Below are 16,398 nucleotides of genomic sequence, written 5' to 3'. Positions count from 1 at the left end.
TCCGTACGAAACACACCCACCGGTCGGAATCAGTGGGCCGCATCAGCGGCGATGTGATGCGTACCGATGCGCTTACGGAAGACCCAGTACGTCCAGCCCTGGTAGAGCAGGATGATCGGTGTGGCGATCCCGGCACACCACGTCATGATCTTCAGGGTGTAGGGGCTCGAGGACGCGTTGGCCACCGTCAGACTCCAGTCTGCATTGAGCGTGGACGGCATGACGTTCGGGAAGAGCGCCAGGAAGAGCATCGCGACCGCCGCCACGACCGTGACGCCGGAGAACGCGAACGCCCACCCCTCGCGCCCGACCTGGTTCGCCACGAGCGCCGCGACGAGCGCCACGACCGCGACGATCAACGCGACCAGGCTCTTGCCGTCACCGTGGTCGACCTGCGCCCAGATCAGGAAGGCCAGCGCCAGCACAGCGGTCAGCAGTCCGACCACCAGCGCCAGCTTCCGCGCCCGCTCCCGGATGTCCCCGACGGTCTTGAGCGCCGTGAACACCGCTCCGTGGAAGGTGAACAGGGTCAGCGTCACCAGGCCACCCAGGAGAGCGAACGGGTTGAGCAAGTCCCAGACGTTGCCCACGTACTCGAAATGCTTGTCGATCTTCACGCCCCGCACGATGTTGGCGAAAGCCACGCCCCACAGGAACGCCGGGATCAACGAGGTCCAGAAGGTCGCTGTCTCCCAGTTGCGCTGCCAGCTCTCCTCGGGACGCTTCGCCCGGTACTCGAAGGCGACGCCACGCACGATCAGGCAGAGCAGGATGATCAGTAGAGGCAGATAGAAGCCGGAGAAGAGCGTGGCGTACCACTCGGGGAAGGCGGCGAAGGTCGCGCCGCCCGCGGTGATCAGCCATACCTCGTTACCGTCCCAGACGGGGCCGATCGTGTTGATCAGCACGCGCCGCTCGGTACGGTCACGGGCCAGCAGTTTGGTCAGGATGCCGACTCCGAAATCGAAGCCCTCCAGGAAGAAGTAGCCGATCCAGAGAACCGCGATGAGGACGAACCAGACGTCGTGAAGTTCCATGATGTGAGCGCTCCCTCGGCCTAGTACGAGAAGGCCATCGGTTTGTCGGCGTCATGGGAGTCGCCGCCGATCTTGGTGGGCGGGTTGAGATCGGACGCCGTGAGCTCGGGTGGACCGGCCTTGACGTACTTCACGAGCAGCTTGACCTCGATGACGGCGAGGATCGCGTAGAGCAGAGTGAACACGGTCATCGAGGCGATGACCTCGCCCTGGGAGACACCGGGGGAGACGGCGTGACGGGTTTGCAGCACGCCGTAGACGACCCACGGCTGCCGGCCCATCTCGGTGAAGATCCAGCCCCAGGAGTTGGCGATCAGCGGGAAGGCCAGGGTCAGGATCGCGATCCGCCAGTACCACGTGGTGAGCCTGGGACCGAGGGCCTTGTTCTTGAAGAGCACCAGATGCGGCACCTCGTCCTCACCCACCCGCAGATGCTTCGGCAGCATGAACTTCTTTCGGGTGAGCCAGAGCCCGACCAGGCCGATGGCGAAGGAGACCATCCCGAAGCCGATCATCCAGCGGAAGGCCCAGAAGGTGACGGGAATGATGGGTCGGTAGTCGCCGGGGCCGTACTTCTCCTGCTCGGCCTTGTTGGTGTCGTTGATGCCGGGGACGAAGGAGTGGAAGTCGTCGTGGGCGAGGAAGGAGAGCAGCCCGGGGACGGACAGCTCCACGGTGTTGCGGCCCTTGCTGACATCTCCATAAGCGAAGATCGAGAACGGCGCGGAGTGCTGGCCGTCCCAGAGAGCCTCGGCGGCGGCCATCTTCATCGGCTGCTGCTCGAACATGACCTTGCCGAGCCTGTCGCCGCTGATCGAGGTGAGCAGGCCGCCGATGATGACCGTGACCAGACCGAGCCGCAGCGAGGTCTTCATCACGGCGATGTGCTTCTTGCGGAGCAGGTGGAAGGCGGCGATGCCGACCATGAAGGCGCCACCGGTCAGGAAGGCCGCGGACAGGGTGTGGAAGACCTGGACGAGCACGGTGTTCTGGGTCAGCACGTGCCAGAAGTCCGTGAGTTCGGCGCGTCCCTTTGCCTTGTTGATCCGGTAGCCGACGGGGTGCTGCATCCACGAGTTGGCCGCGAGGATGAAGTACGCCGACAGGATCGTGCCGATGGAGACCATCCAGATGCAGGCGAGGTGGAGCTTCTTGGGCAGCTTGTCCCAGCCGAAGATCCACAGCCCGATGAAGGTGGACTCGAAGAAGAAGGCGAGGAGGGCCTCGAACGCGAGCGGGGCACCGAAGATGTCACCGACGAAGCGCGAGTAGTCGGACCAGTTCATGCCGAACTGGAACTCCTGGACGATGCCGGTGACGACGCCCATCGCAATGTTGATCAGGAAGAGCTTTCCCCAGAACTTCGTCGCCCTGAGGTACTTCTCCTTCTCCGTCCGCACCCAGGCGGTCTGCAGGCCGGCCGTCAGAGCGGCGAGCGAGATCGTCAGCGGGACGAACAGAAAGTGGTAGACGGTGGTGATGCCGAACTGCCATCGCGCCAAAGTCTCTGGCGCCAGAGCCATGTCCACGTCGTCTTTCTCCTTACTTCGCCGTGGTCACAAGCGTTGCTTCGCCGTGGTCACAAGCGGCAGTCTGCCCCGTTTGTCACGCACATCACAGGAGCTATCGGGACACGTTTGTGAACGCGTTCACATTCACAAGAAATTATGACGCATGGCGCTTTGGTGATGGATAGGCGGGGGGTCCTTTATGGGGTGCCATCAGGTCCTGACATGACTCCGCCCCCAAAATCCTCAACATTTTGTTGAAGATCTTGGGGGCGGTAACCCTCTACGCGCGAAACCCGCAGACGACCGACGCCTGACGACCGGAGATCCGTCAAAGATCCCTGCGGAAGCTCTCCGCCACCTTCACGAAGACGTCGTTCGCCTCGCACTCTCCGATCGTCACGCGCACCCCTTCACCCGGGAAGGGCCGCACCACCACGCCGGCCTGCTCACAGGCCGCCGCGAAGTCGACCGTGCGCTCCCCCAGCCGCAGCCACACGAAGTTCGCCTGGGTCTCGGGCACCGTCCAGCCCTGGGCACGCAGCGCGTCGACCACGCGCGTGCGCTCGCACACCAGCGAGCCGACCCGGCCGAGCAGTTCGTCCTCCGCGCGCAGCGAGGCGATCGCCGCCTCCTGGGCCAGCTGGCTCACCCCGAACGGCACCGCCGTCTTGCGCAGCGCCGCGGCCACCGGCTCATGGGCTATCGCGAAGCCGACCCGCAGCCCGGCGAGGCCGTACGCCTTGGAGAAGGTGCGCAGCACGCACACGTTCGGCCGCTCACGGTACAGCTCGACGCCGTCCGGGACCTCGACGTCACGGATGAACTCCCGGTACGCCTCGTCGAGTACCACCAGCACATCGCTCGGCACCCGGTCGAGGAAGCGCTCCAGCTCGGCCCGGCGCACCACCGTGCCGGTCGGGTTGTTCGGGTTGCAGACGAAGATCAACCGGGTCCGGTCGGTGATGGCGTCCGCCATCGCGTCCAGGTCGTGCACGTCGCCGGGGGTCAGCGGCACCCGCACCGATGCCGCACCGCTGATCTGCGTGATGATCGGGTACGCCTCGAACGACCGCCAGGCGTAGATCACCTCGTCGCCCGGGCCGCTTGTGGCCTGCAACAGCTGCTGGGCGACACCGACCGAGCCCGTACCGGTGGCGAGGTGCGACTCGGGCACCCCGAAGCGCTCCGACAACTCGCACATCAGCCCCGTGCACGCCATGTCCGGGTAGCGGTTGAAGGACGTGGCCGCCGCCGTCACGCTCTCCATCACGCCCGGGAGCGGGGGGTACGGGTTCTCGTTCGAGGACAGCTTGTAGGCCACCGGGCCGCCGGCCGCAGCAGGCTTGCCGGGCTTATAGGTGGGGATACTCTCCAGCTCGGCACGCAGCTTCGGGCTCGTCTCGCTCACCGCAGTCCTCCTCAAGCACGCCGGCTCATGGCCGCCACCGGCTTCCAATGCTTCTCACCTTATGAGGATTCGGCGCCGCTGCGAATGGGCTGTGGACAACCATGTCCGCGCCGGGCACATCAGCCTGCGCGTCCGGGCCTCCAGCCGCCCGAAGGAAAGGGGGCGCACTGCTGCTTGTCGCACGCGCCGGTGGCTCGCGCCGTGGCGCGCATCCCTCGTGAAGGTGAGTTGAGACCTCTTCGGAATATCGCCGCCTGGGCAGGCTCATGCACGCCGACAAGTCACGTACTGATGAAGCATCGCTCAATCCCCTTGCGTTCCATGGCCTTTGACACTTGTTGACCATGCAGAAACGTCCCTGTCAACGAGCGCATATGCGTCCGCACTACCCCACCGCATGAGCCCTACTATCGGCTCGCCATGACAGCAGCAGGGAAGCACCAGGTGAGCCGGGCGGAGACCTCCCGCCGAGGCAACCGGCCGGGCCGGGCGGGCATCAGAGATGTGGCCGCCGCCGCCGGGGTCTCCATCACGACCGTCTCCGACGCCCTCAACGGCAAGGGCCGGCTGCCGGACGCCACTCGACGCCATGTCCGCGAGGTCGCCGACCGGCTGGGCTACCGCCCCTCGGCCGCGGCCCGCACCCTCCGTACCGGAAAGTCGGGCCTCATCGGCCTGACGGTGACGACGTACGGGGATGAACCTTTCACCTTCACCGAGTTCGCGTACTTCGCGGAGATGGCCAGAGCCGCCACCTCGGCCGCGCTCGCCCGCGGCTACGCCCTGGTCATCCTGCCCGCGACCTCGCGCCACGACGTGTGGTCGAGCGTCGCCCTGGACGGCACGGTCGTCATCGACCCGTCCGATCAGGACCCCGTGGTCAGCGAGCTGGTCCGCCAGGGATTACCGGTGGTCTCCGACGGCCGTCCGGCCGGCTCCCTCCCGGTCACCGCCTGGGTCGACAACGACCACGAGGCCGCGGTCCTGGGCATCCTCGACCATCTGGCGGAGGCGGGTGCCCGCCGGATCGGACTGCTGACGGGCACCACGACCGACACGTACACGCATCTGTCCACGACCGCGTACATGACCTGGTGCGAGCGCGTCGGGCAGGACCCCGTGTACGAGGCCTACCCGGCCCACGACCCGTGCGCGGGCGCCGTCGCCGCCGACCGGCTGCTGGCACGCCCCGACCGCCCCGACGCGGTCTACGGGCTCTTCGATCCGAACGGCACCGACCTCCTGGCCGCCGCCCGCCGCTACGGACTGCGTGTGCCCGACGACCTGCTCCTCGTCTGCTGCAGCGAGTCCGCCGTGTACGCCAACACCGAACCGCCCGTCACGACGCTCTCCCTCAAGCCGCGCCGGATCGGCACCGCGGCGGTCCAGCTCCTCATCGACGCCATCGAGGGCGTCGAGTCGGAGCAGCCCGTCGAGCGGGTGATACCGACGGAGCTGATCGTGCGTACATCGTCCCAGCGGCGCCCGCCCCGTACCACGATCAGCCCGCCCCGATCGCCGGAGAAGGGGTAGACCCTTGGTGATCCGCGGGTGACACACAGGTCACCCGCGGGTCATCGATGGTCCGTCCCGGCGGCGAAAGCCCCTCCTAATCAGGGCGAATGCTACGGTGAACCGGAGTCCTTCCCGATTCACCACCCCTGGGTCATCACAAGGCGCGATCCGCATTCCTATGATGGGCCCACGACACCGCGGGCCGCTGCGACCAGGCAGTCCGATGCGGTGCAGATGCGGCGCGATGGTGGAGGGGTCAATGACTCAGGGGGCCGGTCAGGGACCCGAGGTGGAGCGGACAGCTACGTTGCGCGACTTCCGGGTACCCGCGTACGTCCACGAGACCGGTCCGTACGCACAGAGCACGCCCCCGGGCGAGGTCGCCGGACCCGTGGTCGCATCGGAGTCGTACCCCCACGGGTACTCCGAGGGATACACGCCCACCGAGCGCGATCTGCCGGTGATCAACCGCGGCGACACCGTCCAGGTGACCGTCGACCCGGCGTCCGTGCCCTCCCCGCAGCCCTCCGACGGGCCCGGTCCGCTGTTCGTCGTCGGTGACGTCCATGGCTATCTCGACGAGTTGGAGGCGGCGCTCCAGGAGAAGGGGCTCATCGACGCCTCGGGCCACTGGTCCGCGGGCACGGCGCGGCTGTGGTTCCTGGGGGACTTCACCGACCGCGGCCCCGACGGCATCGGCGTCATCGACCTGGTGATGCGGCTGTCCGCGGAGGCGGCCGCGGCCGGCGGCTACTGCAAGGCGCTCCTGGGCAATCATGAGCTGCTGCTGCTCGGCGCCAAACGGTTCGGCGACACCCCTGTCAACTCCGGCGCGGGCACCGCCACCTTCCAGGCGGCCTGGCTGCTCAACGGAGGCCAGAAGAGCGACATGGACCGGCTCCAGGACCACCACCTCCAGTGGATGGCCCGCCTGGACGCGGTCGAGGAGGTCGACGGGCATCTACTGGTCCACTCGGACACCACTGCCTACCTCGGCTACGGCGACTCCATCGAAGCGGTCAACGACACCATCCGCGAAACGCTCACGCGCAACGACCCGGACGAGGTCTGGGACCTCTTCCGGAAGCTCACCAAGCGCTTCTCCTTCCGCGACGAGGGCGGCGCCGACGCCGTACGGTCCCTGCTGGACGCATACGGCGGCACGCGCATCGTCCACGGCCACAGCCCCATTCCCTACCTCCTGGGCCAGGTCGGCTCGGAGGACGGCGAGGACGACGCGGGTCCGGTGGTCGAGGGCCCGCACCTCTACGCGGACGGGCTGGCGATCGCGATGGACGGCGGCGTGACCATGGCCGGAAAGCTGCTGGTCCAGCAACTTCCGCTGGATAGCTGAGCGTTCAACGGGCAGTCGTCCCCCTACGGAGGACTGCCGAAGAACTGCGACGGGCAAGGGCAATTTCCGGAAACCCCCTGTCACCGTGTGCGGTCACCGCTCTACCATCGGCTTATCCGTAGCAGGCTCCCCTCCGTTTCTGCCCGACGGCTCGTCAGCATGCCGAGCCCCAAGCCCTACGGAGCATCGGGGGATGCACATGAACAGCGTTCCGCAGCACCTGCTGAGCGAGGACCGCCAGGAATACGAGCGGATCCTCGATGAGGCGCTGCGCTCCGCACCACACCGCCCTGAACTGACCACTGCGGAAATACGGCTCAATCCCGAACAACTGCGCACCGTGGCGCTGAACGCCACCGCCCTGATCACCGCGGCGGCGGCTGCGGAGTACCAGCGCTACGTGAAGGTCCGTGAGGAACTGCGCCAGCCGGCCCCGTCCGCCGCGACCGGCCAGCAGAGCACCACCGGTTCCCCGGGACCGGACTTGGAGGGTCCGGGGCTCGCCGCCACCGTGGGAGAGGCTGCGGCGAGCGCCGGACCTGGTGCCGTCCTCGCGGTGCTCGCCCCCGTCCTCGCCGGCGCCGCCGCGGCGATCTTCCTGCTCGTGGGCTACATCCTCAAGATGGTCAACCCCGACCAGGCGTTCGCCAGGACCCTCCTGACCACCGGGTGGGTCTTCGGTGCCGTGACCGCGGCGGCGATGCTGGTCGCCGCGGTCGGCCTCTTGCTGACCGCTCTGCGCAATGGCTCCTCCACCGCGGAAGCCGTTGCCCGGGACGCGTTGACGGCGGAAGTGGCCCGGGCCAGGGAAGCCTGGCACGCGGCCCTGCTGGAGCGCGGCATCCTGCCGTTCCTCCGCGAGGCTCTCGCCGCCCCGGACACGGCCGCGACGAGCCGGAAGGAACCGGAACCGACCTCCAGCCGTATCCCGCACCTCGGCTACAACAGCCCGGGCTTCAGCAGCCCGGAAAGCGGCCCCGCCGGGGGCCCGCGCCCCCGGTTCAGCAGCCCGGACTTCACCAGCCCGGACTTCGGGGGGCCCGAGCACCAGCCGGAGTGACGGGCGCCGCCTGCCCGACACCGGTGCCGTCGCCGGGGAACGGTACCGGTACGTCCGGCACGCGCTCATGCGCAGCGGGCACCCTCCCCGTGCCCCTCGCACGCCCGCCGTACGCTCCCCCACTTCCGCAGGAACCGTCGCAAGGGTGCCGGGGACAGCGGACGAGGTCCCCGCTGCCCGTGCCGCCGCCCGGTCCGAAACAGTTCGGCGGCACAGACCACCACATGGGTCCGGCGTCAGTCCGCGAGCGGCAGGTACACGCGGTTCCCGTTCGCAGCGAACTCCTTGGACTTCTGGAGCATGCCCTCGGCGATCTCCTCCGCCGACGCCCCCTCAGCCACGTCGCCGCCGAACCGCTCTGTGATGCTTTGGCTGATTTTCATCGAACAGAACTTCGGCCCGCACATCGAGCAGAAGTGGGCCGTCTTGGCAGGCTCCGCCGGGAGTGTCTCGTCATGGAAGTCGCGGGCCGTGTCCGGGTCGAGGGCCAGGTTGAACTGGTCTTCCCAGCGGAACTCGAAGCGTGCCTCCGACAGGGCGTCGTCCCACTCCTGTGCGCCCGGGTGCCCCTTGGCGAGGTCGGCCGCATGGGCTGCGATCTTGTAGGTGATGACGCCGGTCTTGACGTCGTCACGGTTGGGCAGGCCCAGGTGTTCCTTCGGTGTGACGTAGCAGAGCATGGCCGTGCCCCACCAGGCGATCATCGCGGCGCCGATGCCGGAGGTGATGTGGTCGTACGCCGGCGCGATGTCTGTCGTCAGCGGCCCGAGCGTATAGAACGGAGCTTCATCGCAGATCTCCTGCTGCAGATCGATGTTCTCCTTGATCTTGTGCATCGGGACGTGCCCCGGGCCCTCGATCATGGTCTGCACATGGAAACGCCTGGCGATCCGGTTGAGTTCCCCGAGCGTCCGCAGCTCCGCGACCTGGGCCTCGTCGTTGGCGTCCGCGACCGAGCCGGGCCGCAGGCCGTCGCCCAGCGAGTAGGTGACGTCATACGCCGCGAGGATTTCACACAGTTCTTCGAAGTTCTCGTACAGGAACGATTCCTTGTGGTGCGCCAGGCACCACGCCGCCATGATCGAGCCGCCCCGCGAGACGATGCCGGTCTTGCGGCGGGCGGTCAGCGGCACATACGGAAGGCGCACACCCGCATGGACCGTCATGTAGTCCACGCCCTGCTCGGCCTGCTCGATGACCGTGTCCTTGTAGATCTCCCAGGTCAGCTCCTCGGCCTTTCCGTCGACCTTCTCGAGGGCCTGATAGAGCGGCACGGTGCCGATCGGCACGGGGGAGTTGCGCAGCACCCACTCGCGCGTGGTGTGGATGTTGCGACCGGTGGACAGATCCATGACCGTGTCCGCGCCCCAACGGGTCGCCCAGGTCATCTTCTCGACCTCCTCCTCGATGGAGGAGGTCACCGCGGAGTTGCCGATGTTGGCGTTGACCTTCACCAGGAACCGCTTGCCGATGATCATCGGCTCGGTCTCCGGGTGGTTCACATTGGCGGGGAGCACCGCCCGGCCCGCCGCGATCTCCTCACGCACAACCTCGGGGGAAACGTTCTCTCGGATCGCCACGAACTCCATCTCGGGCGTGATCTCTCCGCGGCGGGCGTACGCGAGCTGCGTGGCCGCCCTGCCGGCGCGGCCACGCCGCGGCCGACGTGGCCGGCCCGGGAACACCGCGTCGAGATTGCGCAGCCCTCCACGCGGCGAGGTGTGCTTGATCCCGTCGTCCTCGGGACGGACGGGACGGCCTGCGTACTCCTCCGTGTCGCCGCGAGCAGCGATCCAGTGTTCCCGCAGTGGCTCCAGCCCCCTACGGACATCGGTCTCGACCAGCGGGTCGGTATACGGGCCAGAGGTGTCGTACAGGGTGACGGACTGCCCGTTGGTGAGGTGCACCTGACGGACCGGCACCCGCAGGTCGGAGCGCGAACCCCCGACGTACGCCTTGTGCCAGCCGATGGACTTTCCGGCCTCCTGGGACTGTTCGTCCTGGGCGGAGGCAAGCGTGCGTGCGTCCTTGATGGTCATGAGACCTACTCCCTACGCCGGCATTACCCGGTAACAGGTTCAGCGGTCGACGCAGCGGTTTCCGCCCGCTGATGTTCCACGTGAAACATCGCGTTTGCGAAGGTCAGCGCCCTCTCAGCCCGGTGCTCCGAGCTCCCGCGTGTGCAAAGGTGTTCTCACGCTAGCGTCTTATCGCGCGAGCTGAACAGCCCGGGTTCACGCCTTCTTGCAATGATCAGGCGGTGACCGCGACGCAGCATCCGCCCCCGTTCCCGCCCTCCACGCCACCTCACGGCCATGGCACGGACCACTCACGGAGTCACCGCTCCGGACAAGTGCACGGCCCCGGAGGCGGCCGTACTCGTGGACCCGACAGTGGGCATGGCCACTTCCACAGTCACAGCCATGGCCCTGCGGCCCCTGTGTCCCAGCACCTGCGCAGAGTCATCGCCGCGGTCCTCATCCCGTTCACCGCGGCGGTAGTGGTCGGTCTCGTGGTGCTGTGGCCCGGTGGCGCCCCATCACACACACGCACCGGCGTCGGCTTCGACCGACAGACCCAGCAGGCCACGGTCACCACGGTCGTGACGGCGAACTGCGCGCCCCTGAGCCCCTCGGGCGATACCCCGACCGGTGGCACCTCCACCGCCGAGAGCTCCTCGGCACAGCACGGCACCTGCAAGAAGGCGACGATCCGCGTCGACACCGGCAAGGACAAGGGCCGTACGTTCACAGAGATCGTCCAGCCGGACCAGTCACGGCAGTTGCACCAAGACGAGAAGGTCGTGGTCGCGTACGAACCCACTGCGCCCAGGGAGCTGCAGTATTCGGTGACCGATGTGAACCGCACGTTCCCCATGGCACTACTCGCCGGCATCTTCGCCGTCGCCGTGGTGGTCGTGGGCCGGATACGCGGCATCATGGCACTCGTCGCTCTGGCGGTCAGCTTCCTGGTATTGAGCCTCTTCATCCTGCCCGCGATCCTGCAGGGCTCGAATCCACTGCTCGTGGCGGTGATCGGATCGAGCGCCATCATGCTGATCGCCCTCTACATGTGCCACGGCCTCTCAGCCCGAACCTCCGTGGCGGTGCTCGGCACGCTCATCTCACTGTCACTGATCGGTGTGCTGGGCTCTCTGTTCATCGGCTGGGCCGCGCTGACCGGCAACACGGACGACAGCACCGGTCTGATCCACGGGCTGTACCCCCACATCGACATGAGCGGCCTACTGCTCGCCGGCGTCATCATCGGTTCGCTCGGTGTCCTCGATGACGTGACGGTGACACAGACCTCGGCCGTCTGGGAGCTGCACGAGGCGAATCCGTCGCTGGGATGGCGCGACCTGTACCGTGCGGGCATCCGCATCGGCCGCGATCACATCGCCTCGGTCGTCAACACACTCGTCCTGGCCTACGCGGGCGCCGCCCTGCCCCTGCTGCTGCTCTTCTCGATCGCCCAGAGCAGTGTCGCCACGGTCGCCACAAGCGAGCTGGTCGCCGAGGAGATCGTACGTACGCTCGTCGGCTCGATCGGCCTCGTCGCCTCGGTGCCGGTGACCACGGCCCTCGCCGCCCTCGTGGTCTCGGCCGACCGCCCCGCCGCGACCGCCGCGGTCGCGGCATCGGCTCGCGGTGGGAGGGGCCGCCGCCGCAAGCGCTGAGGCATGCCATGCAAGGGCCATAGGAGCGGTACGGCGTCCGCCATCCCGTACACGTGCGGGAACCGCTGCAGCAGCCACCGTCCCGCGTACGTATGGCGAACCGTTACGACACCCATCGCGCCCCGTATGGCGAACCGTTACAGCGCCGTGCATCGTCTCAGCCCGCGCTCTGTTCCTCCGCCAGGATCCGGTCCAGCACCTCGTCCAGATGCGCGTCGAAGCCGGAGAGGGAGCCTTCCTGCCCCAGCGGCACCAGCTTGTCCGTGCGGTCGAGGAACGCCACGAGCGGCACCGCGCCCGACCGGAACAGGGCCTGGTCGGTGCCAACCTGGAGCCGGATCAGCACATCGCCGAAGGTGTCCGGTTCGGAGGGGGCGATATGCACGTCTCCGTCGCCGCATGGCCGACCCACTCCGTCGACCAGTAGCTCACGCCCGAACGCCCAGGTCACGGGTGCGTCCCCAGGAAGATGAAAGGTGAGCCGCACGGCATAGGGATCACAGGTCTCGTAGCGCAGTTCCACCGGAATGCGGAACGAGAGCTCCTCCGAGACGAGAAAGCTCATCATGACCTCTGCCTGTACCGACTCGCGCATCGCCTACCCCGTCAATTGCCGTCGACTGGCCAGGAATCATCCCCCTGACACCTGCCGAAAGTTTGCTGAACGTGCGCATGAGATCACAAGGAGTGAGTTTTCAGATGCTGATAGAGAGGGCAGGCGTTCCTGGTGGACTTCCGCTCTCCGCCTGCGACTGACGCGCGAAGGGCGGCAACCGGTCGGCCTCCGCTGAGAGGGCGGGGAGAAGGCCGTCGTGATGGCCATCGCCCCAGCAGCGAGGCAATTCGCGGCGCAGACCGTCCCCAGCGCGCATTCCTGAGGCTCGGTGACAGGTTCCGTCCGCCCCCGTGCTTCAGCCCTCGCAGGAGCGTGCGGGCGTCATGCACCGGGTAGGCAGCGATCGCCCGAACGGGGTAACGGCCGAGACGGTCCCGGCGGACCTCCCCGTCGAGCCGGGACAACAGGCACCGGCCGATCGCCTGGGCATACCCGGTCTCGCGGACGTCGACCCACTCCTCGACCGCCGGGCTACCCGGCGAGTGGGCGACGTCAACGACCGCGATCTGACCCTCACGGTGGATCGCGTAGTACACGGGGACACCGATCGCATCACGCCATGGTGCGCACGCGTCATCCATCATGCTGCGACGTCTTCTGCCGAGCTGCGTCGCTGCTCAGCCGCTCGGCCGCCTCGCCGAGGAAGAACAGGCCCTTGTCCCGGCGCAGATAACCCTCGTGGGTCAGGGTGCGCAGCAGGTGGTACGCGGTGGGAAGCGCCAGGCCGACCTCACGGGCCAGTTGTTTGGCCGGAGCCCCGTACGCATGGTCGGCGACGGCCTCCAGCAACCGCATGGCCCGCTGCACGGATCCGATGAGCGTGGCGGAGTGCGGCTGCACGGGCTGTAGGCAGGCCTCCGCCGGTGACGTGCGCGGCTGTGCGAGCGGGGCGGGTGAGACTCGGGGTGCGGTGCGGGCCGTGGCCAAGGATCACTCCCGGAACGCGAGGAGGGCCGCCCGTGCGGGGACACGGGCGGTGGGTGCGCCACGCGCGATGCTGGCCGCGCGCCGAACTCCGGACTCTAACGGTCCGCCGCCGTCCGCCGACGGCCCCACCGGGAAAACTTCCCTCGCCCGAGCGAACTCCGGCTTCCCGTTACCGGCCGCCCGCCATCGCTCGCCCACGAGGCGCCGTCCCGTGCCGGTGCGGCGACGGCTCGGCGCGCTCCGGGCTGCTCACCAGTCGCCGCGTGACGTGGAACTCGACAGGAACTTCCGTACGACGTAGATCAGTCCGCCGACCAGCGCGACGAAGAGCAGTGCCTTGAAGAGGAGGCTGACGACGAAGCCGATAATGCTCGCTATGACGCCACCGAACACGACGAGGGCGATGACCGGCACCGCGACCCACTTCACCCACCACGGCAAACCCGCGAAGATCTCTCGCATCGCTTAGTCCTTGTCTCTCCGCCCGTCGCCCCGCGTCCCGTTCGGGGGCTCTGCTCCGGGCCCGATGTCCTGCCTTCGATGCTAGGGCCGCCGAGGGGCGGAACGGATCCCCCACACCCCTTGTCCTCCCCTGATCGTCCCCCTAGGGAACCCCGAGACGGGCCTCAGTTCTCGGGCGGAGAGAACACCACCAGAACCCTCAAGTCCTCAGTGATGTGGTGGAACTTGTGGGTGACCCCGGCGGGCACGTAGACGACGCTGCCGCGCGCCACCTGGGTGGTCTCCATACCGACGGTGATCGCGGCGCGACCGCTGACGACGAAGTACACCTCGTCCTGCTGGTGGGGCTTCTGGGGGTCCAGGGCACCCGCGTCGAGTGCATATAGACCCACCGACATGTTCCGCTCCCGCAGAAACTGCAGGTAGGCACCGTCATTGGCGGCTCGCTCCGCCTCCAGTTCGTCCAGTCGGAATGCCTTCATCGCCCTTGTTCCGCCCTTGCTCGCTACTGCCCGGTGATCCCGTCTGCCACGATCAGACACATGAAGAATTTCGTAGTCAAGACGATCGCCAACGCGGGGGCTCTGGCCGTCGCCGTCGGGCTGCTCGACAAGATCACTCTGACGGGTTCCAGCACCGGCAAGAAGGTCGGCACCCTGATCGTCGTCGCGTTGCTCTTCGGCTTGGTGAACTTTCTGGTCAAGCCGATCGTGAAGGTTCTGACCTTCCCGCTGTTCATCCTGACACTCGGCCTGATAACCCTGGTCGTCAACGCCCTGATGCTGCTGCTCACTTCATGGGCGGCGAGCAAGCTGGACCTGAGCTTCCATGTCGAAGGCTTCTGGACCGCCATGGTGGGCGGCCTGATCGTCTCGATCGTCTCCTGGGCCCTGAACGTCGTCCTGCCGGACGACAAGGATTGATCGAGTGAGCCGTATGTCCTATCGGATCTGCTTCGTCTGCACCGGCAACATCTGCCGCTCCCCGATGGCCGAGTCGGTCTTCCGCGCGCGCGTCGAGGAGGCCGGTCTCGACGACCTGGTCGAGGTCGACAGCGCCGGCACGGGCGGCTGGCACGAGGGGGACGGCGCCGATCCGCGTACCGTAGCCGTCCTCGAGGAGAACGGCTACGACAGCAATCACATCGCACGACAGTTTGCGTCCTCCTGGTTCTCCCGTCTCGACCTCGTGATCGCCCTCGACTCCGGCCATCTCAAGGCCCTGCGCCGCCTGGCACCCTGCCCGAAGGACGCGGCGAAGGTCCGGCTCCTGCGCTCGTACGACCTCACCGCCACCGACGACGACCTCGACGTTCCCGACCCGTATTACGGAGGGATGGACGGTTTCGAGGAATGTCTTGAGATGGTGGAGGCGGCGAGCATCGGCCTGATAGCCGCGGTGCAGGACCACGTGGAAGGACGGGCAGCATGACGGCAGCGGATTTCGACGCCTCCGGCGCGGGGCCCGGTGACGGCACGCGCGCGGTGAGGGCGGGGCTGCCCGAGCCGGCCAAGTACGAGCCGACACTGCCGGGTCCCGTCTTCGCCGCGCACTACCACCTGCCCGGCGAGCCGACGGGTCCGTACACCTACGGCCGTGATGAGAACCCCACCTGGACCCATCTGGAGCGCGCCATCGGTGAGCTCGAGGCACCCGGCCAGGACGGGGTCGAAACGCTCGCCTTCGCCTCCGGCATGGCCGCGATCTCGGCGGTCCTCTTCTCCCAGCTGCGCGCCGGCGACACCGTTGTGCTGCCCGACGACGGCTACCAGGTACTGCCTCTGGTCCGCGAGCAACTGACCGCGTACGGCATCGAGGTGCGCACCGCGCCGACCGGCGCCGACGCTCAGCTCGGCGTCCTCGAGGGTGCGAAGCTGCTGTGGATCGAGACCCCCTCGAACCCCGGACTGGACGTCTGCGACGTGCGGCGGCTCGCTGCCGCGGCGCACGCGCAGGGCACCCTGGTCACCGTCGACAACACCCTGGCCACGCCGTTCGGCCAGCGGCCGCTGGAGCTGGGCGCCGACTTCTCCGTGGCCAGCGGCACCAAGATGCTCACCGGGCACGGGGACCTTCTGCTCGGCTACGTGGTGTCCCGGAACGCCAGGCCGATGGCCTCCGTACGGCGCTGGCGCAAAATCGTCGGGGCGATCCCGGGGCCCATGGAGGCCTGGCTCGCGCACCGCTCGCTGGCCACGCTCCAACTGCGTGCCGACCGGCAGACCGCCAACGCGCTCGCTGTCGCGAAGGCGCTGCGCGGTCGGCCCGAGGTGAGCGGGCTGCGGTATCCGGGGCTGCCCGACGATCCCTCCCACAAGATCGCTGCGCAGCAGATGCGCCGCTTCGGGTGCGTGGTGTCGTTCGCGTTGCCCACACGCGCACATGCCGACCGTTTCCTGAACGCGCTACGCATCGTCGACGATGCGACGAGTTTCGGAGGGGTGCGGTCCACCGCCGAGCGGCGTGGGCGCTGGGGCGGTGACGCGGTGCCGGAAGGCTTCATCCGCCTCTCGGCGGGCGCCGAGGACCCCGAGGACCTGGTGGCCGATGTGCTGCGCGCGCTCGACGAGTCGGCGGAATGACAGGCCCTGAGCCATGGCCACCGCTTGGGGCCTGCACCTCCGGCGCAACGGTCCTCTGGCCCTGAGATCATTGCTTCGGACAGCGGGCGGTCCGAGCCTCCCCCCTCGTGGCTCGGACCGCCCCGGTTCCGCGCGCGAAGAACCGTGCACCCAAGGCTAGTTGACTCTGTGTCAGTGTCCAATCACAGTAGCGACAGAGACCTATCGACTTATTTATAGTTGAGCACGGCCGGGGGTGCGGGGAGGG

The 16,398-nt window shown here is 67.7% G+C and carries 14 protein-coding genes and 1 pseudogene; 7 read left to right on the top strand and 8 right to left on the bottom strand.

What is annotated here, in order from left to right; translation table 11 throughout:
• Positions 1-29 precede the first annotated feature (29 nt).
• The 3 genes from cydB to hisC form a co-directional block, all read right to left on the bottom strand.
• Positions 30-1,037 (bottom strand): cytochrome d ubiquinol oxidase subunit II, encoded by a 1,008-nt coding sequence (gene cydB, locus BIV24_RS14550; RefSeq protein WP_071366714.1) that lies wholly within the window; start codon positions 1,035-1,037, stop codon positions 30-32.
• 20 nt (positions 1,038-1,057) lie between these two features.
• Positions 1,058-2,566 (bottom strand): cytochrome ubiquinol oxidase subunit I, encoded by a 1,509-nt coding sequence (locus BIV24_RS14545; protein WP_071366713.1) that lies wholly within the window; start codon positions 2,564-2,566, stop codon positions 1,058-1,060.
• Between the two features lie 310 nt (positions 2,567-2,876).
• Positions 2,877-3,956: a histidinol-phosphate transaminase gene (gene hisC / locus BIV24_RS14540; RefSeq protein ID WP_071366712.1), complete on the bottom strand. Its 1,080-nt coding sequence runs from the start codon at positions 3,954-3,956 to the stop codon at positions 2,877-2,879.
• Positions 3,957-4,376: 420 nt separating this feature from the next.
• On the opposite strand from hisC, the gene BIV24_RS14535 reads away from it, so the two are divergent.
• From BIV24_RS14535 to BIV24_RS14525, 3 genes are all read left to right on the top strand, one after another.
• Complete coding sequence (locus BIV24_RS14535) at positions 4,377-5,489, top strand: LacI family DNA-binding transcriptional regulator (protein ID WP_071366711.1); 1,113 nt, start codon at positions 4,377-4,379, stop codon at positions 5,487-5,489.
• A gap of 226 nt (positions 5,490-5,715) precedes the next feature.
• Complete coding sequence (locus tag BIV24_RS14530) at positions 5,716-6,825, top strand: metallophosphoesterase (RefSeq protein WP_245766806.1); 1,110 nt, start codon at positions 5,716-5,718, stop codon at positions 6,823-6,825.
• 193 nt (positions 6,826-7,018) lie between these two features.
• Positions 7,019-7,885, top strand: coding sequence for a hypothetical protein (locus BIV24_RS14525; RefSeq protein WP_071366709.1), 867 nt, complete (start codon positions 7,019-7,021; stop codon positions 7,883-7,885).
• 236 nt (positions 7,886-8,121) lie between these two features.
• Here BIV24_RS14525 and thiC read toward each other — a convergent pair whose 3' ends face one another.
• Complete coding sequence (gene thiC, locus BIV24_RS14520) at positions 8,122-9,924, bottom strand: phosphomethylpyrimidine synthase ThiC (RefSeq protein ID WP_071366708.1); 1,803 nt, start codon at positions 9,922-9,924, stop codon at positions 8,122-8,124.
• Positions 9,925-10,145: 221 nt separating this feature from the next.
• On the opposite strand from thiC, the gene BIV24_RS14515 reads away from it, so the two are divergent.
• Positions 10,146-11,564 (top strand): YibE/F family protein, encoded by a 1,419-nt coding sequence (locus BIV24_RS14515; protein ID WP_071366707.1) that lies wholly within the window; start codon positions 10,146-10,148, stop codon positions 11,562-11,564.
• Positions 11,565-11,721: 157 nt separating this feature from the next.
• Here BIV24_RS14515 and BIV24_RS14510 read toward each other — a convergent pair whose 3' ends face one another.
• The 4 genes and pseudogenes from BIV24_RS14510 to BIV24_RS14495 all read right to left on the bottom strand — a co-directional run bounded on the left by BIV24_RS14510 (position 11,722) and on the right by BIV24_RS14495 (position 14,051).
• Positions 11,722-12,159 (bottom strand): SsgA family sporulation/cell division regulator, encoded by a 438-nt coding sequence (locus BIV24_RS14510; protein ID WP_071366706.1) that lies wholly within the window; start codon positions 12,157-12,159, stop codon positions 11,722-11,724.
• A 100-nt stretch (positions 12,160-12,259) separates the two neighbouring features.
• Positions 12,260-12,975, bottom strand: a pseudogene (locus BIV24_RS14505) (helix-turn-helix domain-containing protein).
• A 381-nt stretch (positions 12,976-13,356) separates the two neighbouring features.
• Positions 13,357-13,569, bottom strand: coding sequence for a DUF5326 family protein (locus BIV24_RS14500; RefSeq protein ID WP_071366705.1), 213 nt, complete (start codon positions 13,567-13,569; stop codon positions 13,357-13,359).
• A gap of 164 nt (positions 13,570-13,733) precedes the next feature.
• On the bottom strand, positions 13,734-14,051 hold the full coding sequence (locus tag BIV24_RS14495; protein ID WP_071366704.1) for a cupin domain-containing protein: 318 nt from the start codon (positions 14,049-14,051) through the stop codon (positions 13,734-13,736).
• A gap of 60 nt (positions 14,052-14,111) precedes the next feature.
• On the opposite strand from BIV24_RS14495, the gene BIV24_RS14490 reads away from it, so the two are divergent.
• Genes BIV24_RS14490 through BIV24_RS14480 form a run of 3 tightly spaced genes read left to right on the top strand, consistent with a single transcriptional unit; the run spans position 14,112 to position 16,151 of the window.
• Positions 14,112-14,492: a phage holin family protein gene (locus BIV24_RS14490; RefSeq protein WP_071366703.1), complete on the top strand. Its 381-nt coding sequence runs from the start codon at positions 14,112-14,114 to the stop codon at positions 14,490-14,492.
• 13 nt (positions 14,493-14,505) lie between these two features.
• Positions 14,506-15,000, top strand: coding sequence for a low molecular weight protein-tyrosine-phosphatase (locus BIV24_RS14485; RefSeq protein WP_071366702.1), 495 nt, complete (start codon positions 14,506-14,508; stop codon positions 14,998-15,000).
• A complete protein-coding gene (locus BIV24_RS14480; RefSeq protein ID WP_071366701.1) occupies positions 14,997-16,151 on the top strand; it encodes a cystathionine gamma-lyase in 1,155 nt (384 codons plus the stop codon). The genes BIV24_RS14485 and BIV24_RS14480 overlap by 4 nt, the downstream gene beginning before the upstream one ends.
• Positions 16,152-16,398 lie beyond the last annotated feature (247 nt).

This window comes from Streptomyces colonosanans, from assembly GCF_001866645.1.
Classification (GTDB): domain Bacteria; phylum Actinomycetota; class Actinomycetes; order Streptomycetales; family Streptomycetaceae; genus Streptomyces; species Streptomyces colonosanans.
This window is presented reverse-complemented; position numbering and strand designations above follow the sequence as displayed.